The sequence below is a fragment of the Halomonas saccharevitans genome (genome assembly GCF_900116405.1).
In the GTDB taxonomy this organism is placed as follows: Bacteria; Pseudomonadota; Gammaproteobacteria; order Pseudomonadales; family Halomonadaceae; genus Halomonas; species Halomonas saccharevitans.
On sequence record NZ_FPAQ01000014.1, the window covers coordinates 65,048 to 85,406 of the forward strand.

Below are 20,359 nucleotides of genomic sequence, written 5' to 3' on the forward strand. Positions count from 1 at the left end.
TTATTGTCAACAACAAGAACATCAATGCGACAGCGCGGTGTCGATCCGGGATCGTTGATCCGGCGTTGGCCGCCAGGCTGCGCTATAATTGCGAATAAGCTGAATCAGAAAGTCGACGTACGGCCGATCACACCCCCAGGCGTGGACTCAGGGGATCTTTTTCACCGCGCAGGCGTCCGACCATGGGCGGCGCCGGCAACGCAGGGCACAGATCATGGGCACTACCACCAGAGGTGCGTCAGCACGCCTCCTCGAAGGCGGAGAGGCGGTCATTAACGAGGCCAGTTCCCTACTCAAGGCGATGGCCAACGACAATCGCTTGCGAATTCTCTGTCTTCTGGACGGCACCGAGCTGTCGGTGACCGAGCTGAATCAACGACTGGTGCTCAGCCAGTCGGCGCTGTCGCAGCATCTGGCGATCCTGCGCCGCGAAAACCTCGTCACGACCCGCCGTGAATCACAGACCATCTACTACTCGCTGCAGGGTGAGCGCGCCAGGACGCTCATCGAGGCGCTCGGCAACCTGGCTTTCGACGGCACGCCATAGGCCCCGTCAGCGCTTCTGCCAACGACCGGCGTCGAGCATCTCCAACCCCCGCTCGACGCTACGCTCTACCCCCTGCGAGAGACCAAGCCCCAGGCGATGGGAGAGTGTCGGTTTCTGCTCCAGCTTCAGGCTGATCACCCGGGCCTCACGCATGCGCTCGACCAGATAGGCCTCGCTGGTGCCCAGGCCGTCCACCAGGCCCCGCTCGAGGGCATCGCTGCCATACCAGATCTCGCCAGTAGCCACCGCGTCGATATCCAGTCCCGGGCGACGCTCGGCCACATGGCGCTTGAACAGCTGGTGGGTGGTCTCGAGGTCCTCAACGAACTTGTCTCGCCCCTCCTCGGTATTCTCGCCGAAGACGGTGAGGGTGCGCTTGTAGCGTCCGGCCGTGAGCAGCTCGACGTCGATGTCGTGACGCTTGAGCAGGCGATGAAGGTTGGGCAGCTGAGCGACCACCCCGATGGAGCCGATCACCGCGAAGGGCGCGGCACGCAGATGGTCGGCCCCGCAGGCCATCAGGTAGCCGCCGCTCGCCGCCACCTTGTCGACGCAGACCGTAGTGGAGAGTCCCGCCTCGCGCAGCCGATCGAGCTCAGCGGCGGCCAGCCCGTAGCTGTGCACCAGCCCCCCGGCCGACTCCAGGCGCAGCACCGCCTCGTCGCCCGCGCCAGCCACCTCGAGCAGCGCCGAGACCTCCTCGGCCAACCGGCCGGTAGCGCTGGCCTTGATGTCACCGTGAAAGTCGAGCACCCAGACCGTGGGGCGCTCCTCGGCCTCGCCCTTGCCTTTAGCGCCGCCGCGGGCCTGCGCCTTGTCATCGCGGCGGAAGGCCTTCAGCAGGCCCTTGCGGGCGCCCGGCTGGCTGGCCGCCAACTGCATCCGCCGGCGGCGCTGAAGGCGGGTCTGGTTGAGCTCCTCGAGACGCAGCCGGGTGTGCTCCCCCGCCTCGCCCCGCGCCTTCATGTAAAGCGCCGCCGCCAGGCCGACCACCAGGGTCAGGGTCAACAGCTGCGCCACGAACATGCCGAAATCCGTCAGCCACTCGTTCATTGTCCTCTCCGCGTCGACGCGCCCCGCTGTTGAGCCTGCCGGAGCCCTTACCCGGGCACCAGGGCGCTTGATTCAAACAGTTGTTTCAAATACGCTGACAGCCGCACACCCCTTGCCCAAGCTCTATCCCAATGCCCAAAGAAGGATCTCCGATGTCCGACGCTACCCTCGACAAGCTCCAGCGCCGCTTCAATGCCGACGCCGCCAACGGCATGCACGAAGTCTTCCAGTTCCACTTCAGCGACGTCGGCGACCACTACCTGGTGGTGAACGACGGCGAGCTGGAAGTGCACGAGGGCGAGCACGATGATCCCTCGGTCAGCCTGAGCCTGAGCAGCGAGACCCTCAAGGGCGTGATGAGCGGCGAGATCAACGGCATGAGCGCCTTCATGAGCGGCAAGCTCAAGGCGACCGGCAACGTCATGCTGGCCACCAAACTCTCGAGCCTCTTCCCGAGCCGCTGACCCGGCGTCCGTCAGCCGCGGCCCCCGACCTCCTTGAGATGGGTCTCGATCAGCGCCCGCGAGATAGAGTAGAGCGGGGGCAGCTGGGGCAGGCGCCGCGGGCTGAACCAGGCGGCATCGGCGATCTCGACCCCGTCGATGCGGATGCGCCGGCTGGCGGCCTCGGCGAAGAAGCCCAGCATCAGCGAGTGAGGGAAGGGCCAGGGCTGGCTCTTGTAGTAGTTGACCCGCCCCACGGCGAGCCCCACCTCCTCGAAGACCTCGCGACGCACCGCCTCCTCGGCGGCCTCACCCGGCTCGATGAAGCCGGCCAGGGTCGAATAGCGCCCCGGCGGGTGGCGCGGGCTGCGCGCCAGCAGCAGCGACTCGCCGTGAGTCACCAGGGTGATGATGCAGGGCGAGTTGCGCGGGTAGGTGCGATGGCCGCACGCCTCGCAGTGCATGGCGAACTCGGCGTCCAGTCGCGACGTCGGGGTCCCGCAGCGGCCACAGAAGCGATGGTTCTGTAACCAGGCCGCCACCTGCAGCGAGGTGGCAACCAGCGCGTACCACGACTCCGGCAGCCGAGCGAGCCACTCGCGGGCCTCCGGCCAGTCCTCGCCCGGCTGCTCCTCCAGCGACAGCGCCACGGGCTCCTCCTGCCACCAGCACAGAGGCTGCAGCCGGGCATGCCAGGGCTGGACGGCCTGAAGGGGGCCGTCGTCGATCCCTGGGGCGATGCGCCCACGGGCCAGGCGAATCACGCGCCCGGCCGTGGCCTCGCTGGGCAGCTCCCGACGCAGCATCAGCGACTCCCCTCCTCGCCGACGAGCCCGGCATAAGCGTCCCAGCGGCACTCCCCGGCGGCCTCACGGATGCGCGCCAGCTTGGCGTGGTGGGCGGCCAGCTCGTCCTCGCCGGGGCGCACCACGCGAAGCTGCCCCGGCGTGAGTGACAGCCGGCGAATGGACAGGCCCTGCTGTTCGCTGGAGCCTCTCTCCGAGGCCGCCGAGGCGTCCAGCGACAGCGCGGTCTGGCCGCCGGTCATCGCCAGATAGACGTCGGCGAGGATCTCGGCATCGAGCAGGGCGCCGTGCAGCACCCGGTGCCCGTTCTCGATATCGTAGCGCTTGCACAGTGCGTCCAGACTGTTGCGCTGACCGGGGTGGAGGTCGCGCGCCATCTTCAGCGTATCGAGGATCCGGCAATGCTCGGCGACCGGGCCGAGGCGCGGTTCGCCGCGGCGCGCGTTGAGCAGGCCGAGCTCGTGATCGATGAAGCCCACGTCGAAGGGCGCGTTATGGATGACCAGTTCCGCCCCCTCGATGAAGGACCAGAAGGCGTCAGCGACCTCGGCGAACACCGGCTCGTCGGCGACCCGCTCGTTGGTAATGCCGTGGATGCCCACGGCCTCGGCCTCGATGTCGCGCTCGGGATTGATGAACTGATGGTAGGAGTTGCCGGTGAGGCGGCGGTTGACCATCTCCACCGCCCCGATCTCGATCAGGCGGTGGCCGTCACGGGGGTCGATGCCGGTGGTCTCGGTATCCAGGATGATCTGACGCATGGGGTCTCTCGTCGACTCGCGGGTAACAGGGAGTGGAAAAGCCAGGAGTGGGAAACCAAGGATTGGCGCGGCCGCCACGCGGTGACGCGTTTCGGCTAGCCCCGGCGGGCGCCGCGAGTCATTCCTGAGGCTCCTTCTCGCGGCGCACCTCGCGCCGGGTACTGAGCCGAGAGGCGCTGCCGAGGCTCGGTCCCAGCAGGGGGCCCGCCAGCTCGAGCCCCGGCCGCTGTGGCTCGACACGCTGAGTCCGGCGTCGGGCGTGAATCATGTAGCTGTCGCCCAGCGGCAGGTTGTGACGCCGCCCTAAGGTCTCGAGCATGGCGTTGCGCGGCAGGCCACCGGGCAGGTGAAAGCCGCAGTAGTCTACCCGCTCGATCTCGAAGTCGACAAACGTCAGCCAGTCCCCCAGGCGCCCGGGCGTGCGCCAGCGCCCCCGCCCCGGCATGTATTCGCGGCGCCCCGGGAGAGCGCGCGAAAGACCACCGGCACTCAGCGGGTACCAGCCGAAGATGATCAGCCGACCATCATCCGCCGTGACGCGGGCCGCCTCCTGCAGCATGTGGTGAGGATCGGGCACCACCTCCAGCAGATGATGGATCACCACCAGGCTCAGGCTGTCATCGGGCAGCGGCAGGCCATCGGGAGGACAGACCAGGGTGGACTCATGGGCGGCCATCTCGCGGGTCGGCGACCAGCTCAGGGCATGGCGGATCGGGCAGATATCGCTCAGCACGGGCGACATGCCGAGTTCCAGGCTGTGTCGTCCGAACAGGCGCTCGCAGACCGGTCCCAGGCAGGCGCGCTCGGCCCGCCACAGGGCTCGCCCCGCCGGGGAAGCCCAGTAGCGACGGCCGTCCCGTACCAGCTGCGCCAGTCCATGGAGATCCCGCGAATTTGACATAACGCCCTTATCCCTCCAAAGTGCCGTGTTTTGCAAGCCATATCGCAACGAATCGCGGCAGCGTCTGGGACGCGTCCGTCAAGGATCCTGAGCCATGTTGAGCGTGACACCGATCCCCGCCTTTAGCGACAACTATATCTGGCTGCTGCGCCAGGATACGAGCCAGGCAGTCTGCGTGGTGGACCCAGGCGACGCAACGCCGGTCATCGAGTGGTTGGAGCGCGAAGGCCTGGAGCTTGGCGCCGTGCTCATCACCCACCACCATCCGGATCACACCGGCGGCCTGCGCGAACTGATCACGCGTTATTCGCCGCGCGTGATCGGCCCGGACAATCCCGCCATCGACGGCATCGATGAGAGAGTCGGCGACGGTGACGAGGTGCGGGTGATGGGCCGACTGTTCGAGGTGTTCGCCCTGCCCGGCCACACCCTGGATCACATCGGTTTCTTCACGGCGGGCATCCCGCCGCTGCTGTTCAGCGGCGACGTGCTCTTCAGCGGCGGCTGCGGTCGTCTCTTCGAAGGCACGCCCGACCAGATGCACGAGTCGCTGTCGCGCCTGGCGACCCTGCCGGAGGAAACCCTGGTCTTCGCCGCCCACGAGTATACCCAGGCCAACCTGGCTTTCGCTCGCGCCGCCGACCCGGACAACACCGACATCGAAACGGCTCAGGAAGAGTGCCGCCGTGCCCGCGAGCTTGATCGCCCCACCCTGCCGAGCACCCTCGGTCGTGAACGCCGGATCAACCCGTTCCTGCGCTGCGACTCGGCCGGCATCCGCCAGGCCGCCGCCGCCCATGGCGACGCCGATACCAGCCTGGCGACCTTTACCACCCTTCGCGCCTGGAAAGACGACTTCTGAACGCTCTGATGATGGACGTTTTCAGGCCTGCCCTTCGTGGCAGGCCTTCGTATGACCTGGAGATCGCCTCTCGATGACCTACCACACCTCACGTCGACGGATCCTGGGCTTCACCAGCTGTCTCGCTCTCATGGGTTCACTGATGGTCGCCGGCAACAGCCACGCCTCGACCACGAGCCCCGGGAGTGCCTTCAAGGAAGATTCGGCCAGCCAAAAGGCCCGACCCGCCCCCCTACCCAGCAGCCTGCATTTCTGGGATGCCCTGGCACTCGAGCCCCAGGATGCCTGGTCGCGACTCAGCGAGGCCTTCCAGTGGCAGGCCGACGCCGATCATCCGCGCGTCCAGCACTGGATCGAGCACTACCGCCAGAGCCCGCACAACATCGCCCAGATCACCGAGCGGGCTCGGCCGTGGCTCGCCTGGATCACCGAGCGCGTCGAGGAACGCGGGCTGCCCGGTGAGATCGCCTTGATTCCGTTTATCGAGAGCTCGTTCGACCCCACTGCCCGCAGCCATATGGGCGCAACCGGCCTCTGGCAGTTCATGCCCGGCACCGGCAACGCCCTGGGCCTGCACCGCGGCGGCGGCTACGACGGGCGTCTCGACGTGGCGCGCTCCACCCACGCCGCGCTGGACTACATCGAGATGCAGGCCGAGCAGTGGTACGAGGGCGACATCGAGCTTTCCCTGGCCGCCTACAACGCCGGGGCCGGCAACGTGAACCGGGCCCGCAGCGCCGCGCTCGCCCGCGGCCAGGCAGGCAGCTACTGGGATCTCGATCTGCCGGGGGAAACCATGGCCTATGTCCCCAAGCTGATCGCCATCTCGACGATCATCGCCGACCCAGAGGGCTACGGCGTCGCGCTGCCGGAGATCGAGGCAGAGCCGGCCGTGGCCGAGGTACCGGTGACCCGGTCGCTGATGCTTAACGAGGCGGCCCAGTTGGCCGGGGTCTCGCGCACGGAACTCGAGGAGCTCAATCCCGGCCTGCTCGGCAACCGTGCCGACCCCCGCCGCGTGACGCGCCTGCTGGTGCCCGCCGAGAGCGCCACGCGCATGGTCGCCCGCCTGCGCAGCGACACGCCCGATCGCGCAACGATTGGTCACGATGAGGTCTACGTGGTGCGCCGGGGCGACAGCCTCTCGGCGATCGCCTCGCGCCACTCCGTGACCCTGGCCGAGCTGGCCCGCTGGAACGGCATCGAGCGGCCCGATGCTTTACAACCGGGGCAACAGCTGACACTTTCCGGTAGTTGATGTCCGGGGCCGCGGCCCCGCCCTGCTACGAGGATGCTGATCGATGCGACATGCTGCCCCTGGACTGGGCCTGCTGCTGAGTGCGCTGCTCGGGGGGCCGGCCCTGGCGGCCGCGCCAGCCGACGTGCCGACCGTACATGGCCTGGCGCTCTACGGCGCCCCGGCCCTGCCCGAGGACTTCGCCCATCTCCCTCACGCCGATCCCGACGCCCCGGCAGGGGGCAGCCTGGTGCGCTCGGCCATCGGCAGCTTCGACTCGACCAACCCCTTCATCATCCGCGGCACCCCGGCCACCGGGCTGACCGAGATCTACGATACCCTGCTCGCCCAGAACCCCGATGAGCCATTCTCGATGTACGGGCTGCTCGCCGAGGGCGTGCGCCTGGACCCCGATCGCCAATGGATCGAGTTCGACCTGCATCCCGAGGCACGCTTCCATGACGGCCACCCGGTCGAAGCCTCCGACGTGATCTTCAGCTTCGAGACGCTGACCGAGCAGGGCCAGCCCTTCTACGCCGCCTACTACGCGGACGTGGTGGACATCCGAGCCGTCGATGAGGACACCGTGCACATCGATCTGGCCGACAGCGAATCCCGTGAGCTGCCGCTGATCCTCGGTCAGCTGCCGATCCTGCCGGCCCACTACTGGGAAGGCCGGGACTTCGAGGCGACCACCCGCGACGCCCTGCTCGGCTCGGGCCCCTACCGCATCGCCACGGTAGAGCCGGGACGGCGCATCGTCTATGAACGCGTGGCGGACTACTGGGGGCAGGACCTGCCGGTGAACCGCGGCCGCCACAACATCGAGCGGCTGGTCTACGACTACTACCGCGATCAGACCGTGGCCCTGGAGGCCTTCAAGGCCGGCAACCTCGACCTGCGCATCGAGACCAGCGCCCGCAACTGGGCCACCGCCTACGACTTCCCGGCCCTCGATGCCGGCTTCGTTAAGCGCCTCGAGGTGCCGGATGGCCAGCCCGCCGGCATGCAGGCCTACGTGATGAACCTGCGCCGCGAGACCTTTCAGGACGTGCGCGTGCGCGAAGCGCTGAACCTGGCGTTCGACTTTGAGTGGCTCAATCGCAACCTTTTCTACGGCGCCTATGAGCGCACCGAGAGCTACTTCGCCAACTCCGAGATGGCCGCCGAGGGCCTGCCGAGCGAGGCCGAACTCGAGCTGCTCGCGCCTTATCGCGATGAGCTGCCAGAGGAGGTCTTCGAGACCCCGCTGCCGATCGAGCATCCCGAGGGGGTGCGCCCGCGGCTTGCCAGGGCGCTTGAGCTGCTCAACGAGGCGGGCTATGCGGTGCGCGACGGCGTGATGACCGAGCTCGACAGTGGCACCCCCCTGCGCCTGGAGGTGCTGCTCTTCGACACCCAGTTCGAGCGGGTCGTGCAGCCGCTGCTGCAAAATCTCGAACGCCTCGGCATCCAGGGCGATATCCGCATCGTTGACGTCAACCAGTACCTCAACCGGCTGCGCAGCTTCGACTTCGATATCATCGTCGGCAGCTTCCCCCAGTCGGCGAACCCCGGCAACGAACAGCGCGACTTCTGGACCAGCGAATTCGCCGACGTGCCCCAGAGCCGCAACCTGATCGGGCTCAGCGACCCAGTGATCGACGCGCTGGTCAGCGACCTGATCGCCGCCGACTCCCGGGAGGCGCTGGACACCGCCGCCCGGGCGCTTGACCGGGTGCTGCGCTGGGGTTTCTACGTGATTCCCCAGTGGCACCTGGGTCACACACGAATCGCCCTGTGGGACAAGTTCAGTTGGCAGGAGCCTTTCCCCACCTACGGACTGGACCTTCACGCCTGGTGGGTGGATCCGGAGCGCGGCCGCGAGATCCAGGCCCGCCAGCGCAATCGCTGACGGCCGGAGGGCGCGGCCGCCGGGGCACGGCTAGGCCCGCATTTAGGCAACAAGATGAGCACGGGGGCAAGGTGAAGCGAGGGTCTTTTGCCAGGGGTGAGGAGGATTCCTCCGAACGGGCTGGCCAAGGAAGGCCAGCACCGGCCCTGCAAGCGGAGCAGGATGCGAGAGCGCCGCAGGGCAAAAGTAGCGCCCAGGGAAGGGTTCACAGCGCCCTCGCGGCAGCTGGTCCCCGGAAAGCTCATCGTACTTTCGCACGACGTTTGCACGAAACATTCAAGGAACCGCCGTGGCCGCCTACGTACTGCGCCGCCTGCTGCTGATGATCCCCACCCTGCTGGGGATCATGCTGCTCAACTTCATCATCGTTCAGGCCGCTCCGGGCGGCCCCATCGACCAGGTGCTGGCCCGCTTCCAGGGGCTCTCCAGCGAGGCCAGCACCCGCATGGCAGGCGGTGGCGGCGACGTCGCCGCGGGCGGCGAGTCGCGCGGGGCCCGGGGCATTCCCCCCGCCTTCATCGAGAAACTCGAGGCACAGTTCGGCTTCGATGAGCCGGCCCACGAGCGCTTCCTGGGCATGATCGTCGACTACGCGACCTTCGACTTCGGCGAGAGCTTCTTTCGCGACGAGCAGGTCACCACCCTGATGCTCGAACGCCTGCCGGTGTCTATCTCGCTGGGGCTCTGGACCACCCTGGTGGTCTACCTGGTCTCGATCCCGCTGGGCATCCGCAAGGCCCTGCATCACGGCTCGAGCTTCGACGTCTGGAGCTCGGGGCTGGTGATCGTCGGCTACGCCATCCCGGGTTTCCTGTTCGCCATACTCTTGATCGTCCTGTTCGCCGGCGGCAGCTACTGGGACCTGTTCCCGCTGCGCGGCCTCACCTCGGCGGACTTCGACGAACTCTCCGCCTGGGGCAAGGTGAAGGACTATCTCTGGCACATCACCCTGCCGGTGATCGCCTCGGCGATCGGCAGCTTCGCCACCCTGACCATGCTGACCAAGAACAGCTTCCTCGACGAGGTGCACAAGCAGTACGTGCTGACCGCCCGCGCCAAGGGGGCCAGCGATCGACGCGTGCTCTACGGCCACGTGTTCCGCAACGCCATGCTGATCATCATCGCTGGGCTGCCCGCCGCGCTGGTGGGCATCTTCTTTACCGGTTCACTGCTCATCGAGGTGATCTTCTCCCTCAACGGGCTCGGCCTGCTGGGCTTCGAGGCGGTCATGCAGCGGGATTACCCGGTGATCTTCGGCACCCTGTATCTCTATACCCTGATCGGCCTGCTCCTGAAGCTGATCTCGGACCTGACCTATGTGTGGGTCGACCCGCGCATCGACTTCGAGACACGGGAGTCCTGAGTCATGAACGCCCCCAGCACCGAAACCGGCATCGCGGCGCGCCGGCCGTCTCGCTTCTCGCCCATCACTCAGCGCCGCCTGGCGGTGTTTCGCGACAACCGCCGCGCGCGGCTCTCGCTGTGGATCTTCGCGGCGCTGTTCGTATTGAGCCTTGCCGCCGAGCTGATCGCCAACGATCGGCCGATCGTCATGCAGTACCAGGGCCAGTGGTACGCGCCGGTACTGGTGGACTATCCCGATACCGAGTTCGGCGGCTTCCTGCCGAGCCCCGCCGACTATCGCGATCCCTTCACCCGGGACGAGATCGACGCCAACGGCTGGATGCTCTGGCCGCCGATCCCCTTCTCCTACCAGACCCTGGACCGGGCGCTGGACCACCCCGCTCCCTCGCCACCCACTGCCCGCCACTGGCTCGGCACCGACGACCAGGGCCGCGACGTCCTATCCCGAGTGATCTACGGCTTCCGCCTCTCGGTGATCTTCGCGCTGGTGCTCACGGCGGGCTCGCTGGTGCTCGGGGTGCTGGCCGGCGGCATCCAGGGCTACTTCGGCGGCAAGGTCGACCTGATCGGCCAGCGCTTCACCGAGATCTGGTCGGGACTGCCAATGCTCTTCCTGCTGATCATCCTGGCGAGCCTCGTGGAGCCCAACCTCTGGTGGCTGCTCGGCATCATGCTGCTGTTCTCCTGGCTGGGGCTGGTCGACGTGGTGCGCGCCGAGTTCCTGCGCGCGCGCAACCTGGAGTACGTGCGTGCCGCCCGGGCCATGGGCCTGCCCTCGCACCTGATCATGTGGCGCCACGTGCTGCCCAACGCCATGGTCGCGACCCTGACCTTCATCCCCTTCCTGTTCACCGGCGCCATCACCACCCTCACCGCGCTGGACTTCCTGGGCTTCGGCCTGCCGCCGGGCTCGCCGTCGTTGGGCGAGCTGGTCGCCCAGGGCAAGAACAACCTGCAGGCGCCCTGGCTCGGCATCACCGCCTTCGTCACCCTGTCGGTGATGCTCTCGCTACTGGTATTCATCGGCGAGGGACTGCGTGACGCCTTCGACCCCCGCCATATCCAGCATGCCGCCACCCCGAGGACCTAACGCGATGCCTGAGCCCCTGCTGCGACTCGACGACCTGACCATCGCCTTCGACGACGTGACCGTGGTCGACCGGCTGACGCTCACGGTGCAGCGCGGCGAGACCCTGGCCCTGGTGGGTGAGTCCGGCTCCGGGAAATCGGTCTCGGCGCTCGGCGCCATGGGCCTGCTGCCCTCCAACGCGCGGATAGAGGGCGGTCGCCGCCTGGGCGACACCGACCTCGCCACTCTTTCGGGCCGAGGCTGGCGGGGGCTTCGCGGCAGCCGGGTGGGCTTCATCTTCCAGGAGCCCATGACTTCGCTGAACCCGCTGCACCCCATCGGCAAGCAGATCGGCGAGGCGCTTCGCCTGCATCGTGGCCTCACCGGAAAGGCGGCCCGACGCCGCACGCGGGAGCTTCTGGAGCAGGTCAAGCTACCTCGGGCCGAGGAGCTGCTGGACGCCTGGCCGCACCAGATCTCTGGCGGCCAGCGCCAGCGGGTGATGATCGCCATGGCCATCGCCAACGAGCCGGAACTGCTGATCGCCGACGAGCCGACCACGGCGCTGGACGTCACCGTCCAGCAGGAGATCCTCGCCCTGCTGGCCGAACTGCGCGACCACCACGGCATGGGCATGCTCTTCATCACCCACGACCTCAACCTGGTGCGCCGCCACGCCGACCGAGTCTGCGTGATGCACCATGGCCATATGCAGGAGACCGGCGCGGTGGACGAGGTCTTCGCCCGGCCCCAGAGCCCCCATACCCGCCTGCTGCTCGATGCCGAGCCAAGAGGACGGCCGGTGCCCATCGGAAGCCGGACGCCACTGCTCGAGGCTCGCGGCGTCGGGGTCAGTTTCCAGCGCCCGAAGCGGCTGTTCTCGCGTCGCCCGCCGCCCTTCGAGGCCGTCAAGCCACTGGATCTCTCGGTGGCACCCGGCGAGACCCTGGGCATCGTCGGCGAATCCGGTTCGGGCAAGACCACCCTGGCCCTGGCGCTGCTGCGCCTGGGCCAGGGGCGCGGCGAGATCGACTTCGACGGGGCACGCCTCGATCGCTTGAGCGGCAACGACCTTCGCCGCCAGCGCCGCAGCCTTCAGGTGGTCTTCCAGGATCCCTACGGCTCGCTCTCCCCGCGCCTGCCGGTCTTCGATATCGTCAGCGAGGGGCTGCGCTTCCACCACCCGGAGCTCTCCCTGGCCGAGGTCGAGCGTCGAGTGCGCGATACCCTGCGCGAGGTCGGCCTGCCCGAGGCGTGCGCCTCCCGCTACCCCCACGAGTTCTCCGGCGGCCAGCGCCAGCGCATCGCCGTAGCGCGTGCCATCATCCTCGAGCCGCGCCTGGTGGTGCTCGACGAGCCCACCTCGGCGCTGGATCGCAGCGTGCAGAAGCAGCTCGTCGAGCTGCTGCGCGACCTGCAGGCCCGGCGCCGGCTGAGCTATCTGTTCATCAGCCACGACCTCGCCGTGGTGCGCGCCATGGCACACCGCATCCTGGTGCTCAAGGATGGCGAGGTGATGGAACAGGGCGACTGCCGACAGGTGCTCGAGCAGCCCTCCAGCGACTATACAAGGGCCCTGGTGGCGGCCGCCGGCCTCGCCGCGGTCGACTGAGCTGGCAAACGTCCTGCCCCCTCTTCTGCAGACTCTGAGAGCCCGATGGTGGGGAAGGCACTGTCTATATTAGGTTGATAAAAGAGATAACGGTATAAAAAAGAAGCTGTGGACGCCTTGCCGTCATCCCGGACCGAATCGAGGAAATCGAGTACCCGCTGCGTCGTCGGGGCGTTGACAGGCGGCGAGGATGCACTGATTACGCCGAGTTACACTGTGTGTCTTGCATCATGCCGATGAGATGCCATGCGACGCCTCCTTCCCTCGCTGCTCGCCCCCCTGCTGCTGGCCGCGCTGCTCGTTTCCAGCGCCAACGCGATGGCACTGGATCTCGACGAAGGCTGGGAATACCGCTGGGGTGACTCCCCCTTCCTCGCTGAAGGCACACCCGCATGGGTGGAGGAGCCCAAAAGCGAGGACGCCTGGCACACCATCGCCTATCCCGCCAATCCGCCTGATCGCGACGGCCGCCAGAACGCCTGGTTTCGCCTTACCCTGCCCGAGGGCGAGTGGCGTGATCCGGTGCTCTACATCGACAGCGTCGATCTCATCACCCAGGCCTGGCTCGGTGATGAGTTGATCTATCAGCACGGCCACTTCGATGCCCGTGGCGCGGGGCGCTTCGAGGGCTGGCCCTGGCACATGATCTCCCTGCCCGAGGAATTCGCCGGCAAGACGCTCTATTTTCGCGTTTTCTCCGACTACACCGCCATCGGCCTGTGGGGAGAGGTCAAGCTGATGGAACGTCCCGAGCTGCTGGCCGATATCCTCGAGCGCTCGGCCGTCGATCTGGTGGTCAGCGCCTTCCTGATGCTGCTCGCCCTGCTCGCCTTCGTCTTCGCCCTGGTCCAGGCCAACCGACGCAGCTTCATCGGCATCGGGCTGTTCGCCCTGGCGTCCAGCATCATGCTGCTCGCCGAAACCCAGGCCAGCCAGCTGCTGCTCGATATGCCGCTGCTATGGGACTACCTGGCTGCCGCGGGCTACTTCACCCTGCCAGTGGCCATGGGACTGATGCTGGAACACTGGTTCGCCGAGCAGCGCCCGCGGCTGCTGCGCCGCATCTGGCAGCTGCACCTCGGCTACGTGGCGGGAGCCATCGGGCTCGCGATCTCCGGCGTCATCGACCTCTCCATCACCTTTCCCCTCTTCGATGTACTACTGATGGTGAGCCTCATCGTGATGTTCACGACCATCGTCATGCACCTCGGCATGCTCAACGGGGAGCAGCGGCTGATCGTGCTGAGCTATGGGCTCTTCGCCCTGGTGCTGCTGGTCGACATGGCCGTGGCCCACGGGCTGCTCGGCTGGCGCCAGGTCCCGGTAAACGGCGGCGCGCTGGGCTTCGCACTGGCCATCGTGCTGATCTCGCTATGGCACTATCGCCAGACACAGCGTGAGCTGCAGCGTCTCAACCACTCTCTGGAGCAGCAGGTCGCCGAGCGCACTCAGGCCCTCGAGGAGATGGTCATGAAGCTAAAGGCGTTTTCCTACGAGGATGCCCTAACCGGCGTTCACAACCGTCGCTACTTCGATGAGTTGCTCCAGCACGAGGCCGCCCTGGCGCGTCGCAACGGGACCCCCTTGAGCCTGGCGATGATCGATATCGACCACTTCAAGCGATTCAATGACCTAGAAGGCCATGAGGCGGGGGATACGGTACTGATCGGCCTGGGTCGGCTGCTGACTCACCATTTCCGTGACAGCGATGAGGTCTGCCGCATGGGGGGGGAGGAGTTCGTCGTCGTGATGCCGGGCGCGACCGCGCCCATGGTCGAGGCGCGTCTCGCCGAGCTGATGGAGATCCTCGACCGAACGCGCTTTCGCTATCGCGGCCGAGTACTCGATCCCCTGACGATCTCCTGCGGCATCGCCTCCTATCCCGAGCACGCCTGCGAGCCGCTGACGCTGATCGGACTCGCCGACAAGGCGCTCTATTCGGCCAAGCACCGCGGGCGCGCCCGGGTCGAGACCTACGCCTGAGCGCGATCGACGCTCAGGCGCTGAACGTCCCACCGGTCGGAGCGGAATTCAGGGCGGCCTATAGAAGGCTATGAGCGCAGGGCTCAAGATGGAAGAACGACCCTCAGAACTGGGCTCGCTCCTCATCGCTGAGCTCTCGCCACTCGCCGGGCGCCAGCTCACCGAGCGCCAGCGGGCCAATCGATTCGCGATGCAGGGCCGCCACATGATGGCCGATGGCCGCGAACATGCGCTTGACCTGATGGTACTTGCCCTCGAAGAGGGTCAGCTCGGCCACTCGCGGTTCGCGCATTGAGAGCTCTGCGGGGCGGGTCGGCTTCTCCTCGCCCTCAAGCCACAGCCCCTCGGCGAACTGGCTCACGGCGGCGTCCAGGGCCTCGCCCTCCAACGGCTCGGCGAGGGTGACCCGATAGACCTTGCCGCAGCGCCGCTTCGGCGAGGTCACCCGGTGGGACCACTGGCCGTCGTCGGTGAGCAGCACCAGGCCGGTGGTATCGACGTCGAGTCGGCCGACCGTCTGCAGCCGCTCCACGTGGGGCAGGTCGACCAGTTCGCGCACCAGCGGATAGAGGCCCCGCCGGGCGCTGCACTCTACGCCCGCGGGCTTGTTGAGCATCACGTAGCGCAGGCCGACCAGTGCCAGCGGCTCGCCGTTCCAGGTGACACGACGGCTCGCGTCGACCTGGGTGGCGGGATTCTTGATCACCTCGCCATCCACCTGCACCTCCTCGCGGTGCAGCGCCTTCTTGGCCAGGCTGCGGGTCAGGTCGGTGGTCTCGCAGAGAAAACGGTCCAGACGCATCAGAAACCCACCCCGTCGGCGAGGCCGAAGTGGTCGGCATCGCGCCAGGCCGGAAACTTCTCGCGAAACGCCTGCAGATCCTCGAGGGACAGGGTGCCGGTTTTCAAGAAGGGACGGTCGCGAGGCTCGTCGAGAATCGCCTCGCCCTTGGCATCGATCAGCATGGAGTCGCCGGCGTAGGCGAGTCCCTTGGCATCCTCGCCGACGCGGTTGACGCCGATCACCGGACACAGGTTCTCAATGGCGCGCGCCTGCAGCAGCACCCGCCACGGATGGCGACGCGGTGCCGGCCAGTTGGCCACGCAGAGCAGAGCATCGTATTCGAAATGCTCGTCGGCCCCCGGGCGCTGGCGCAGCCAGACCGGGAAACGCAGGTCATAGCAGACGCTGAGCAGGATGCGAAAGCCCTTGAGCTCGACGATCACCCGCTCGTGGCCCATGGCGTAGCGCTCGTGCTCACCGGCCATGCGGAACAGGTGGCGCTTGTCGTAGTGCACCAGGCTGCCGTCCGGGCGCGCCCAGATCAGGCGATTGAAGTAGTCGCCGTTCTCCAGCACGGCCACGCTGCCGGTGACCACGCAGCCGCGACGAGCCGCCTGAGCCTGCAGCCAGGCCACGGTGCGGCTCTCGGCCATGGGCTCGGCCATCTCGCGGGAGTTCATGGTGAAGCCGGTGGCGAACATCTCAGGCAGCACGATCAGGTCCGTGTCGTCGGCGCCGAGATCGCCCAGCGTCTCCTCGAGCATTCGACAGTTGGCATCGGGATCTTCCCAGCGCAGGTCGCACTGCACCAGGGTGGTTCGCAACTCGCTCATCGGGGGACTCCGTCCGGGGCTGTATCTGGCCCCCAGACTACCGCAGCACCGGCGTCGCGTCAGCCGTCTCACGCATGGCGACGCCGCCGATAGCCTGCTAACCTCAAGGATTTTTGCGACACGAGATCCTCATGACACGCTCCCCCGCTTCTGCCACAGCTGCTGCTTACTCCCGGGACACCGGCCAGGGCGTGGCCTTCGGCCTGGCCGCCTACATGATGTGGGGGTGCTTTCCGCTGTTCTTTGCCCTCTTCCAGGGCGTGCCGGCCTTCGAGGTACTGATCCACCGAGTGATCTGGTCCTGCGCCTTCCTGGCTGGCCTGATTACCCTGCTCGGCCGCTGGTCGCCGGTGCGCCAGGCCCTGGCCGAACCGAGGCGACTGGGTCGCGTGCTGGGCTGCGCCCTGCTGATCGCGCTGAACTGGGGGCTCTACATCTATTCGGTGGAGACGCACCACGTGCTGCAGGCGAGCCTGGGGTATTTCATGACGCCGCTGGTCAACGTGGCGCTGGGCATGCTGGTGCTGCGCGAGCGCATGGCGCGCCTGCAGGGCGTCGCGGTGGCGCTAGCGGTGCTGGCGATCGTGCTCCAGCTCATGATGCTGGGCGAGTTGCCCTGGATCAGCCTGGCGCTGGCCTTCTCCTTTGGCACCTACGGCCTGCTGCGCAAGCAGGTGAGGCTCGACGGCCTCTCGGGGCTGTTCGTCGAGACCCTGCTGCTGCTGCCCCTGGCGCTGATGACGCTGGGCTGGCTCGCCCAGGCCGAGCTCTCCCATTTCCTCGAGGAGGGCCGCACCACCCTGCTGCTGATCGCCAGCGGGGTGATCACCGCCCTGCCCCTGCTGGCCTTTGCCGGCGCCGCGCGTCGCCTGCGCCTGGCCACGCTGGGGTTTCTGATGTACATCAACCCGACCATCCAGTTCCTCATCGCCCTGTGGGTCTTCCATGAACCGCTACCGGCCGCGCAGCTGGCGACCTTCGTGCTGATCTGGATCGGCCTGGCCCTCTACTCCTGGTCGGCTTGGCACGCCCACCGGCGACGCTCCACCCCCCAGGCGGCGTCGCACTGAGCCGCCAGACGGCGAGTCGCGCCTGAGACTGCTGCCACACCCGTTACGGGTGTGGCTTCACCGCACCCTCAGGCCTGGCTGGCGGCCAGCGCCTGATCCAGGTCGGCGATGATGTCGTCGACATGCTCGATGCCGATGGAGAGGCGCACCATGTCCGGGGTGACCCCGGCCGCCTTCAGCTCCTGCTCGTTGAGCTGGCGGTGGGTGGTGGCCGCGGGGATCGACGAGCAGGTCTTGGCATCGCCAATGTTGACCAGACGCAGGATCATGCTCAGGGCATCGTAGAAGCGCGCACCGGCCTCGAGGCCGCCGTTGATGCCGAAACTGAGGATGCCCGAGGCGTGACCGTCCATGTAGCGGCGTGCCAGGGCATGGTCCTTATGGCTCGGAAGCCCGGCGAACTGCACCCAGGTCACTGCGTCATGGCCTTCGAGGTACTCGGCCACCTTCAGGGCGTTATCGCAGATGCGCTCGATGCGCAGCGACAGGGTCTCGAGGCCCTGCAGCAGCTGCCAGGCGGCCTGGGCGGAGAGCGCCGCGCCCATGTTGCGCAGCGGCACCACTCGCGCCCGGCCGATGAAGGCCGCCTCGCCCAGATCCCGGGTGTAGCAGACCCCGTGGTAGGAGACGTCTGGCTCGTTGAGCAGCGGGAAGCGGTCGGCATGCTCGGCCCAGGGAAACTTGCCGGAATCGATGATCACCCCGCCCACGGTCGTGCCGTGACCGCCGATGTACTTGGTGGCGGAGTGGATGACGATGTCGGCGCCGTGCTCGATGGGACGCCACAGGAAGGGCGTCGCCACGGTGTTGTCGACGATCACCGGCACCCCGTGACGATGCGCCGCCTCGGCGAGTGCCGCCATGTCCACCACGCTGCCCGAGGGGTTGCCGACGCTCTCGCAGAAGACCGCCTTGGTGCGCGCATCGATCAGCCCCTCCAGGCCCTCGATATCGTCCTTGTCGGCGAAGCGCACCTCAATGCCCTGGCGCGGCAGGGTATGCGCGAAGAGGTTGTAGGTGCCGCCGTAGAGCTCGCTGATCGAGACGATGTTGTCGCCGGCCTCGGCGATGGTCTGGATCGAGGCGGTGATGGCCGCCATGCCCGAGGCCATGGCCAGGCCCGCAATGCCGCCCTCCAGGGCCGCCAGGCGCTGCTCGAGCACCGCGCAGGTGGGGTTCATGATCCGCGAGTAGATGTTGCCCTCGACCTTGAGATCGAACAGGTCCGCGGCGTGCTGCGCGCTGTCGAAGGAGAACGAGGTGGTCTGGTGGATCGGCACGGCCACGGCATGCTGGTCGTCGGGGGCATAGCCGTGGTGCAGGGCGAGGGTCTCGGGCTTCATGGGGTGTCCTTGGGCGTTGTCGGCGGTGTGTCGCAGCGTTCTGGTAAATAACACGATGCTAACCAAGCGTGACTGCTTCCCACCCTAAGCGCTGACGCGCCACGGGCGAGGCTTCCCACTTCTTAGGCAGCAGCCGGCGACATGCCGGACTTACGCGAGCCTCCATGGGCAGAGACGGACAGCCCTTCCGCCTTCAACTTCACTATGCCTTGATGCTTGATGTTCAGTGCCGCGTTGATGTCCCGGTCGTGCTGTGCGTGGCAGTCGGGGCACTCCCACGACCGGAGACTCAACGGCATGGCGTCCATCTTGTGCTGGCAGACATGGCAGGTCTTGGAGCTGGCAAACCACGGGTCGATCTTGACCAGATGTTTGCCCTGCTCCTTGGCCTTGTAGTCCAGCTTGGCAGTCAAGGCATGCCATGACGCATCGCCGATGTGTTTGGCGAGCTTGGCGTTCTTCATCATGTTCTTGACCTTCAGCGTCTCGACGATCACCGCTTGGCTGTCGTCAACAATCTGTCGAGAGAGCTTGTGCTGGAAGTCATGGCGGGCGTTAGCCACGCGTTCGTGAGCCTTGGCGACGAGCAGACGTGCCTTGGCTCGGCGGGCACTGCCCTTCTTCTTGCGCGACAGGGCCTGCTGTTTGCGCTTGAGGTTCTTCTGCGCCTGCTTGAGGAAGCGCGGATTGCCGATCTTGCGGCCGGTGGAGTCAATGGCCAGATGCGACAATCCCATGTCGAGGCCGACAACACCGGCAGCGTCTACCTCCTTCAGCAGTGCCGGGGCGACCTGTTGTGTTTCGTAGAGTAACGAGGCGTAGTGCTTCCCGGTGACCGTTCGCGTCAGGGTGATGCTTTTCAGCCTGCCCTCAACCTTGCGATGCACCTTGGCCTTGATCGGCCCGAGCTTGGGCACCTTGATCCAGTCGTCACCGGCCTTGACGCCGACGCAGTGGTAGCTGGATTGCTTACCCCGCTTGCTCTTGAAACGCGGGTAGCCCGTTTTCTGCTTGGGGTCGAAGAAGCGCTGGAAGGCTTGGTCGAGATTGATGCACGACTGCTGGAGAGTCATGGAATCCGCTTCTTTCAGCCACCCGTACTTGCGGGACTTCTTGGCCACCGGTAGTAGCTTTTTGACGTCGTGCTTTGCACTCAACGACTGCCCGTGGCGCTTGTAGCGATGGGACATGATGCGAAGACCGGTGTTGTAGACAAAGCGCGCCGCGCCGAACTGGCGGTTCAGAAACGCCACCTGCTCGAACGTGGGATAGATACGTATCTTGGTAGCCTTCAGCATGTCAGCGCTCACTGCAACAACGCCCTTAAACTAGCGATTGCATGGTTATATTTCAAGTGAGTTTACAAGACGATAATCGGCGAGGACGACACAGCGTCACGCGACTGGTTGTTCACCTCATCTTCACGTCAAAATATAGGCGCAAAATGTTCGACGACTACATGATCGAGCAGTTTGAAGTGGACCCCATCCTTCGGACCACCTGACAGGTCATCTAAGCTCGGATCGGGTCATTATCAGCGTCAGGCCGCCTTGTTCAGTGGTTGAGGGAAATACAGCTCATCGGGTGTCGCATCGTCCAGTCCTTGGTGGGGACGATCCCGGTTGTACCAGGTGAAGTAGCGGCCCAGCTCCTGCTTCAAGTGCGCTCCATCCTTGAAGGCCTTCAGGTAGACGCATTCATACTTCACGCTGCGCCAGAGTCGCTCCACGAAAATGTTGTCCCGGTAGCAACCCTTGCCGTCCATGCTGATGGTCACGCCATGAGTCTCCAGGACA

General features: G+C 66.4%; 19 protein-coding genes. 10 read left to right on the forward strand and 9 right to left on the reverse strand.

What is annotated here, in order from left to right:
* Positions 1-214: 214 nt before the first annotated feature.
* The gene (locus BM388_RS08230) at positions 215-547 is read left to right on the forward strand and encodes an ArsR/SmtB family transcription factor (RefSeq protein WP_089849002.1); all 333 of its coding nucleotides are present in this window, start codon (positions 215-217) and stop codon (positions 545-547) included.
* Between the two features lie 6 nt (positions 548-553).
* On the opposite strand, the gene sohB is transcribed toward BM388_RS08230, so the two are convergent.
* Positions 554-1,600, reverse strand: coding sequence for a protease SohB (sohB, locus tag BM388_RS08235; protein WP_089849005.1), 1,047 nt, complete (start codon positions 1,598-1,600; stop codon positions 554-556).
* 152 nt (positions 1,601-1,752) lie between these two features.
* Here sohB and BM388_RS08240 point away from each other — a divergent pair, with 152 nt between their 5' ends.
* Positions 1,753-2,064 carry an SCP2 sterol-binding domain-containing protein gene (locus BM388_RS08240; protein ID WP_089849007.1) on the forward strand — a complete coding sequence of 104 codons (312 nt, stop codon included), beginning with the start codon at positions 1,753-1,755 and terminating at the stop codon, positions 2,062-2,064.
* 11 nt (positions 2,065-2,075) lie between these two features.
* On the opposite strand, the gene nudC is transcribed toward BM388_RS08240, so the two are convergent.
* The 3 genes from nudC to BM388_RS08255 form a co-directional block, all read right to left on the reverse strand.
* A complete protein-coding gene (nudC, locus tag BM388_RS08245; protein ID WP_089849009.1) occupies positions 2,076-2,849 on the reverse strand; it encodes an NAD(+) diphosphatase in 774 nt (257 codons plus the stop codon).
* Positions 2,849-3,610 carry a DNA polymerase III subunit epsilon gene (gene dnaQ, locus BM388_RS08250; RefSeq protein WP_089849011.1) on the reverse strand — a complete coding sequence of 254 codons (762 nt, stop codon included), beginning with the start codon at positions 3,608-3,610 and terminating at the stop codon, positions 2,849-2,851. The genes nudC and dnaQ overlap by 1 nt, the downstream gene beginning before the upstream one ends.
* Before the next feature lie 118 nt (positions 3,611-3,728).
* The gene (locus BM388_RS08255; protein ID WP_089849013.1) at positions 3,729-4,511 is read right to left on the reverse strand and encodes a methyltransferase domain-containing protein; all 783 of its coding nucleotides are present in this window, start codon (positions 4,509-4,511) and stop codon (positions 3,729-3,731) included.
* Positions 4,512-4,605: 94 nt separating this feature from the next.
* On the opposite strand from BM388_RS08255, the gene gloB reads away from it, so the two are divergent.
* The 7 genes from gloB (at position 4,606) to BM388_RS08290 (ending at position 14,533) form a co-directional block, all read left to right on the forward strand.
* Entirely contained in the window at positions 4,606-5,373 is a 768-nt protein-coding gene (gene gloB / locus BM388_RS08260; protein WP_089849015.1) for a hydroxyacylglutathione hydrolase, read from the forward strand.
* 73 nt (positions 5,374-5,446) lie between these two features.
* Positions 5,447-6,631 (forward strand): transglycosylase SLT domain-containing protein, encoded by a 1,185-nt coding sequence (locus BM388_RS08265; RefSeq protein WP_089849017.1) that lies wholly within the window; start codon positions 5,447-5,449, stop codon positions 6,629-6,631.
* A gap of 43 nt (positions 6,632-6,674) precedes the next feature.
* Positions 6,675-8,504 (forward strand): extracellular solute-binding protein, encoded by a 1,830-nt coding sequence (locus BM388_RS08270; protein WP_089849019.1) that lies wholly within the window; start codon positions 6,675-6,677, stop codon positions 8,502-8,504.
* A 289-nt stretch (positions 8,505-8,793) separates the two neighbouring features.
* A complete protein-coding gene (locus BM388_RS08275; protein ID WP_089849021.1) occupies positions 8,794-9,867 on the forward strand; it encodes a microcin C ABC transporter permease YejB in 1,074 nt (357 codons plus the stop codon).
* Between the two features lie 3 nt (positions 9,868-9,870).
* Positions 9,871-10,959: an ABC transporter permease gene (locus BM388_RS08280; protein WP_089849023.1), complete on the forward strand. Its 1,089-nt coding sequence runs from the start codon at positions 9,871-9,873 to the stop codon at positions 10,957-10,959.
* A gap of 4 nt (positions 10,960-10,963) precedes the next feature.
* Complete coding sequence (locus tag BM388_RS08285) at positions 10,964-12,550, forward strand: ABC transporter ATP-binding protein (protein WP_089849025.1); 1,587 nt, start codon at positions 10,964-10,966, stop codon at positions 12,548-12,550.
* A gap of 246 nt (positions 12,551-12,796) precedes the next feature.
* Positions 12,797-14,533 (forward strand): sensor domain-containing diguanylate cyclase, encoded by a 1,737-nt coding sequence (locus BM388_RS08290; RefSeq protein WP_089849027.1) that lies wholly within the window; start codon positions 12,797-12,799, stop codon positions 14,531-14,533.
* 103 nt (positions 14,534-14,636) lie between these two features.
* Here the strand turns inward: BM388_RS08290 and BM388_RS08295 are convergent, their stop codons facing one another.
* Together BM388_RS08295 and BM388_RS08300 are read right to left on the reverse strand one after the other, a co-directional pair.
* On the reverse strand, positions 14,637-15,335 hold the full coding sequence (locus BM388_RS08295; RefSeq protein WP_089849029.1) for a pseudouridine synthase: 699 nt from the start codon (positions 15,333-15,335) through the stop codon (positions 14,637-14,639).
* Positions 15,335-16,150 carry an amidohydrolase gene (locus BM388_RS08300; protein ID WP_089849031.1) on the reverse strand — a complete coding sequence of 272 codons (816 nt, stop codon included), beginning with the start codon at positions 16,148-16,150 and terminating at the stop codon, positions 15,335-15,337. The genes BM388_RS08295 and BM388_RS08300 overlap by 1 nt, the downstream gene beginning before the upstream one ends.
* A 131-nt stretch (positions 16,151-16,281) precedes the next feature.
* Here BM388_RS08300 and rarD point away from each other — a divergent pair, with 131 nt between their 5' ends.
* Complete coding sequence (gene rarD, locus BM388_RS08305; RefSeq protein WP_089849033.1) at positions 16,282-17,220, forward strand: EamA family transporter RarD; 939 nt, start codon at positions 16,282-16,284, stop codon at positions 17,218-17,220.
* 68 nt (positions 17,221-17,288) lie between these two features.
* Here rarD and BM388_RS08310 read toward each other — a convergent pair whose 3' ends face one another.
* From BM388_RS08310 to BM388_RS08325, 3 genes are all read right to left on the reverse strand, one after another.
* Complete coding sequence (locus BM388_RS08310) at positions 17,289-18,563, reverse strand: O-acetylhomoserine aminocarboxypropyltransferase/cysteine synthase family protein (RefSeq protein ID WP_089849036.1); 1,275 nt, start codon at positions 18,561-18,563, stop codon at positions 17,289-17,291.
* Between the two features lie 122 nt (positions 18,564-18,685).
* Positions 18,686-19,861, reverse strand: a complete 1,176-nt coding sequence (locus tag BM388_RS08315) for an RNA-guided endonuclease InsQ/TnpB family protein (RefSeq protein WP_089849038.1) — start codon at positions 19,859-19,861, stop codon at positions 18,686-18,688.
* A 242-nt stretch (positions 19,862-20,103) separates the two neighbouring features.
* The coding region (locus tag BM388_RS08325; RefSeq protein ID WP_139233910.1) for an integrase core domain-containing protein at positions 20,104-20,359 on the reverse strand (256 nt) is incomplete at its 5' end.

Bases quoted from the DNA above. Each gene is read 5' to 3' on its own strand.
- BM388_RS08230 (WP_089849002.1), top strand. From the start codon at position 215: ATGGGCACTACCACCAGAGGTGCGTCAGCACGCCTCCTCGAAGGCGGA.
- sohB (WP_089849005.1), bottom strand. From the start codon at position 1,600: ATGAACGAGTGGCTGACGGATTTCGGCATGTTCGTGGCGCAGCTGTTG.
- BM388_RS08240 (WP_089849007.1), top strand. From the start codon at position 1,753: ATGTCCGACGCTACCCTCGACAAGCTCCAGCGCCGCTTCAATGCCGAC.
- nudC (WP_089849009.1), bottom strand. From the start codon at position 2,849: ATGCTGCGTCGGGAGCTGCCCAGCGAGGCCACGGCCGGGCGCGTGATT.
- dnaQ (WP_089849011.1), bottom strand. From the start codon at position 3,610: ATGCGTCAGATCATCCTGGATACCGAGACCACCGGCATCGACCCCCGT.
- BM388_RS08255 (WP_089849013.1), bottom strand. From the start codon at position 4,511: ATGTCAAATTCGCGGGATCTCCATGGACTGGCGCAGCTGGTACGGGAC.
- gloB (WP_089849015.1), top strand. From the start codon at position 4,606: ATGTTGAGCGTGACACCGATCCCCGCCTTTAGCGACAACTATATCTGG.
- BM388_RS08265 (WP_089849017.1), top strand. From the start codon at position 5,447: ATGACCTACCACACCTCACGTCGACGGATCCTGGGCTTCACCAGCTGT.
- BM388_RS08270 (WP_089849019.1), top strand. From the start codon at position 6,675: ATGCGACATGCTGCCCCTGGACTGGGCCTGCTGCTGAGTGCGCTGCTC.
- BM388_RS08280 (WP_089849023.1), top strand. From the start codon at position 9,871: ATGAACGCCCCCAGCACCGAAACCGGCATCGCGGCGCGCCGGCCGTCT.
- BM388_RS08285 (WP_089849025.1), top strand. From the start codon at position 10,964: ATGCCTGAGCCCCTGCTGCGACTCGACGACCTGACCATCGCCTTCGAC.
- BM388_RS08290 (WP_089849027.1), top strand. From the start codon at position 12,797: ATGCGACGCCTCCTTCCCTCGCTGCTCGCCCCCCTGCTGCTGGCCGCG.
- BM388_RS08295 (WP_089849029.1), bottom strand. From the start codon at position 15,335: ATGCGTCTGGACCGTTTTCTCTGCGAGACCACCGACCTGACCCGCAGC.
- BM388_RS08300 (WP_089849031.1), bottom strand. From the start codon at position 16,150: ATGAGCGAGTTGCGAACCACCCTGGTGCAGTGCGACCTGCGCTGGGAA.
- rarD (WP_089849033.1), top strand. From the start codon at position 16,282: ATGACACGCTCCCCCGCTTCTGCCACAGCTGCTGCTTACTCCCGGGAC.
- BM388_RS08310 (WP_089849036.1), bottom strand. From the start codon at position 18,563: ATGAAGCCCGAGACCCTCGCCCTGCACCACGGCTATGCCCCCGACGAC.
- BM388_RS08315 (WP_089849038.1), bottom strand. From the start codon at position 19,861: ATGCTGAAGGCTACCAAGATACGTATCTATCCCACGTTCGAGCAGGTG.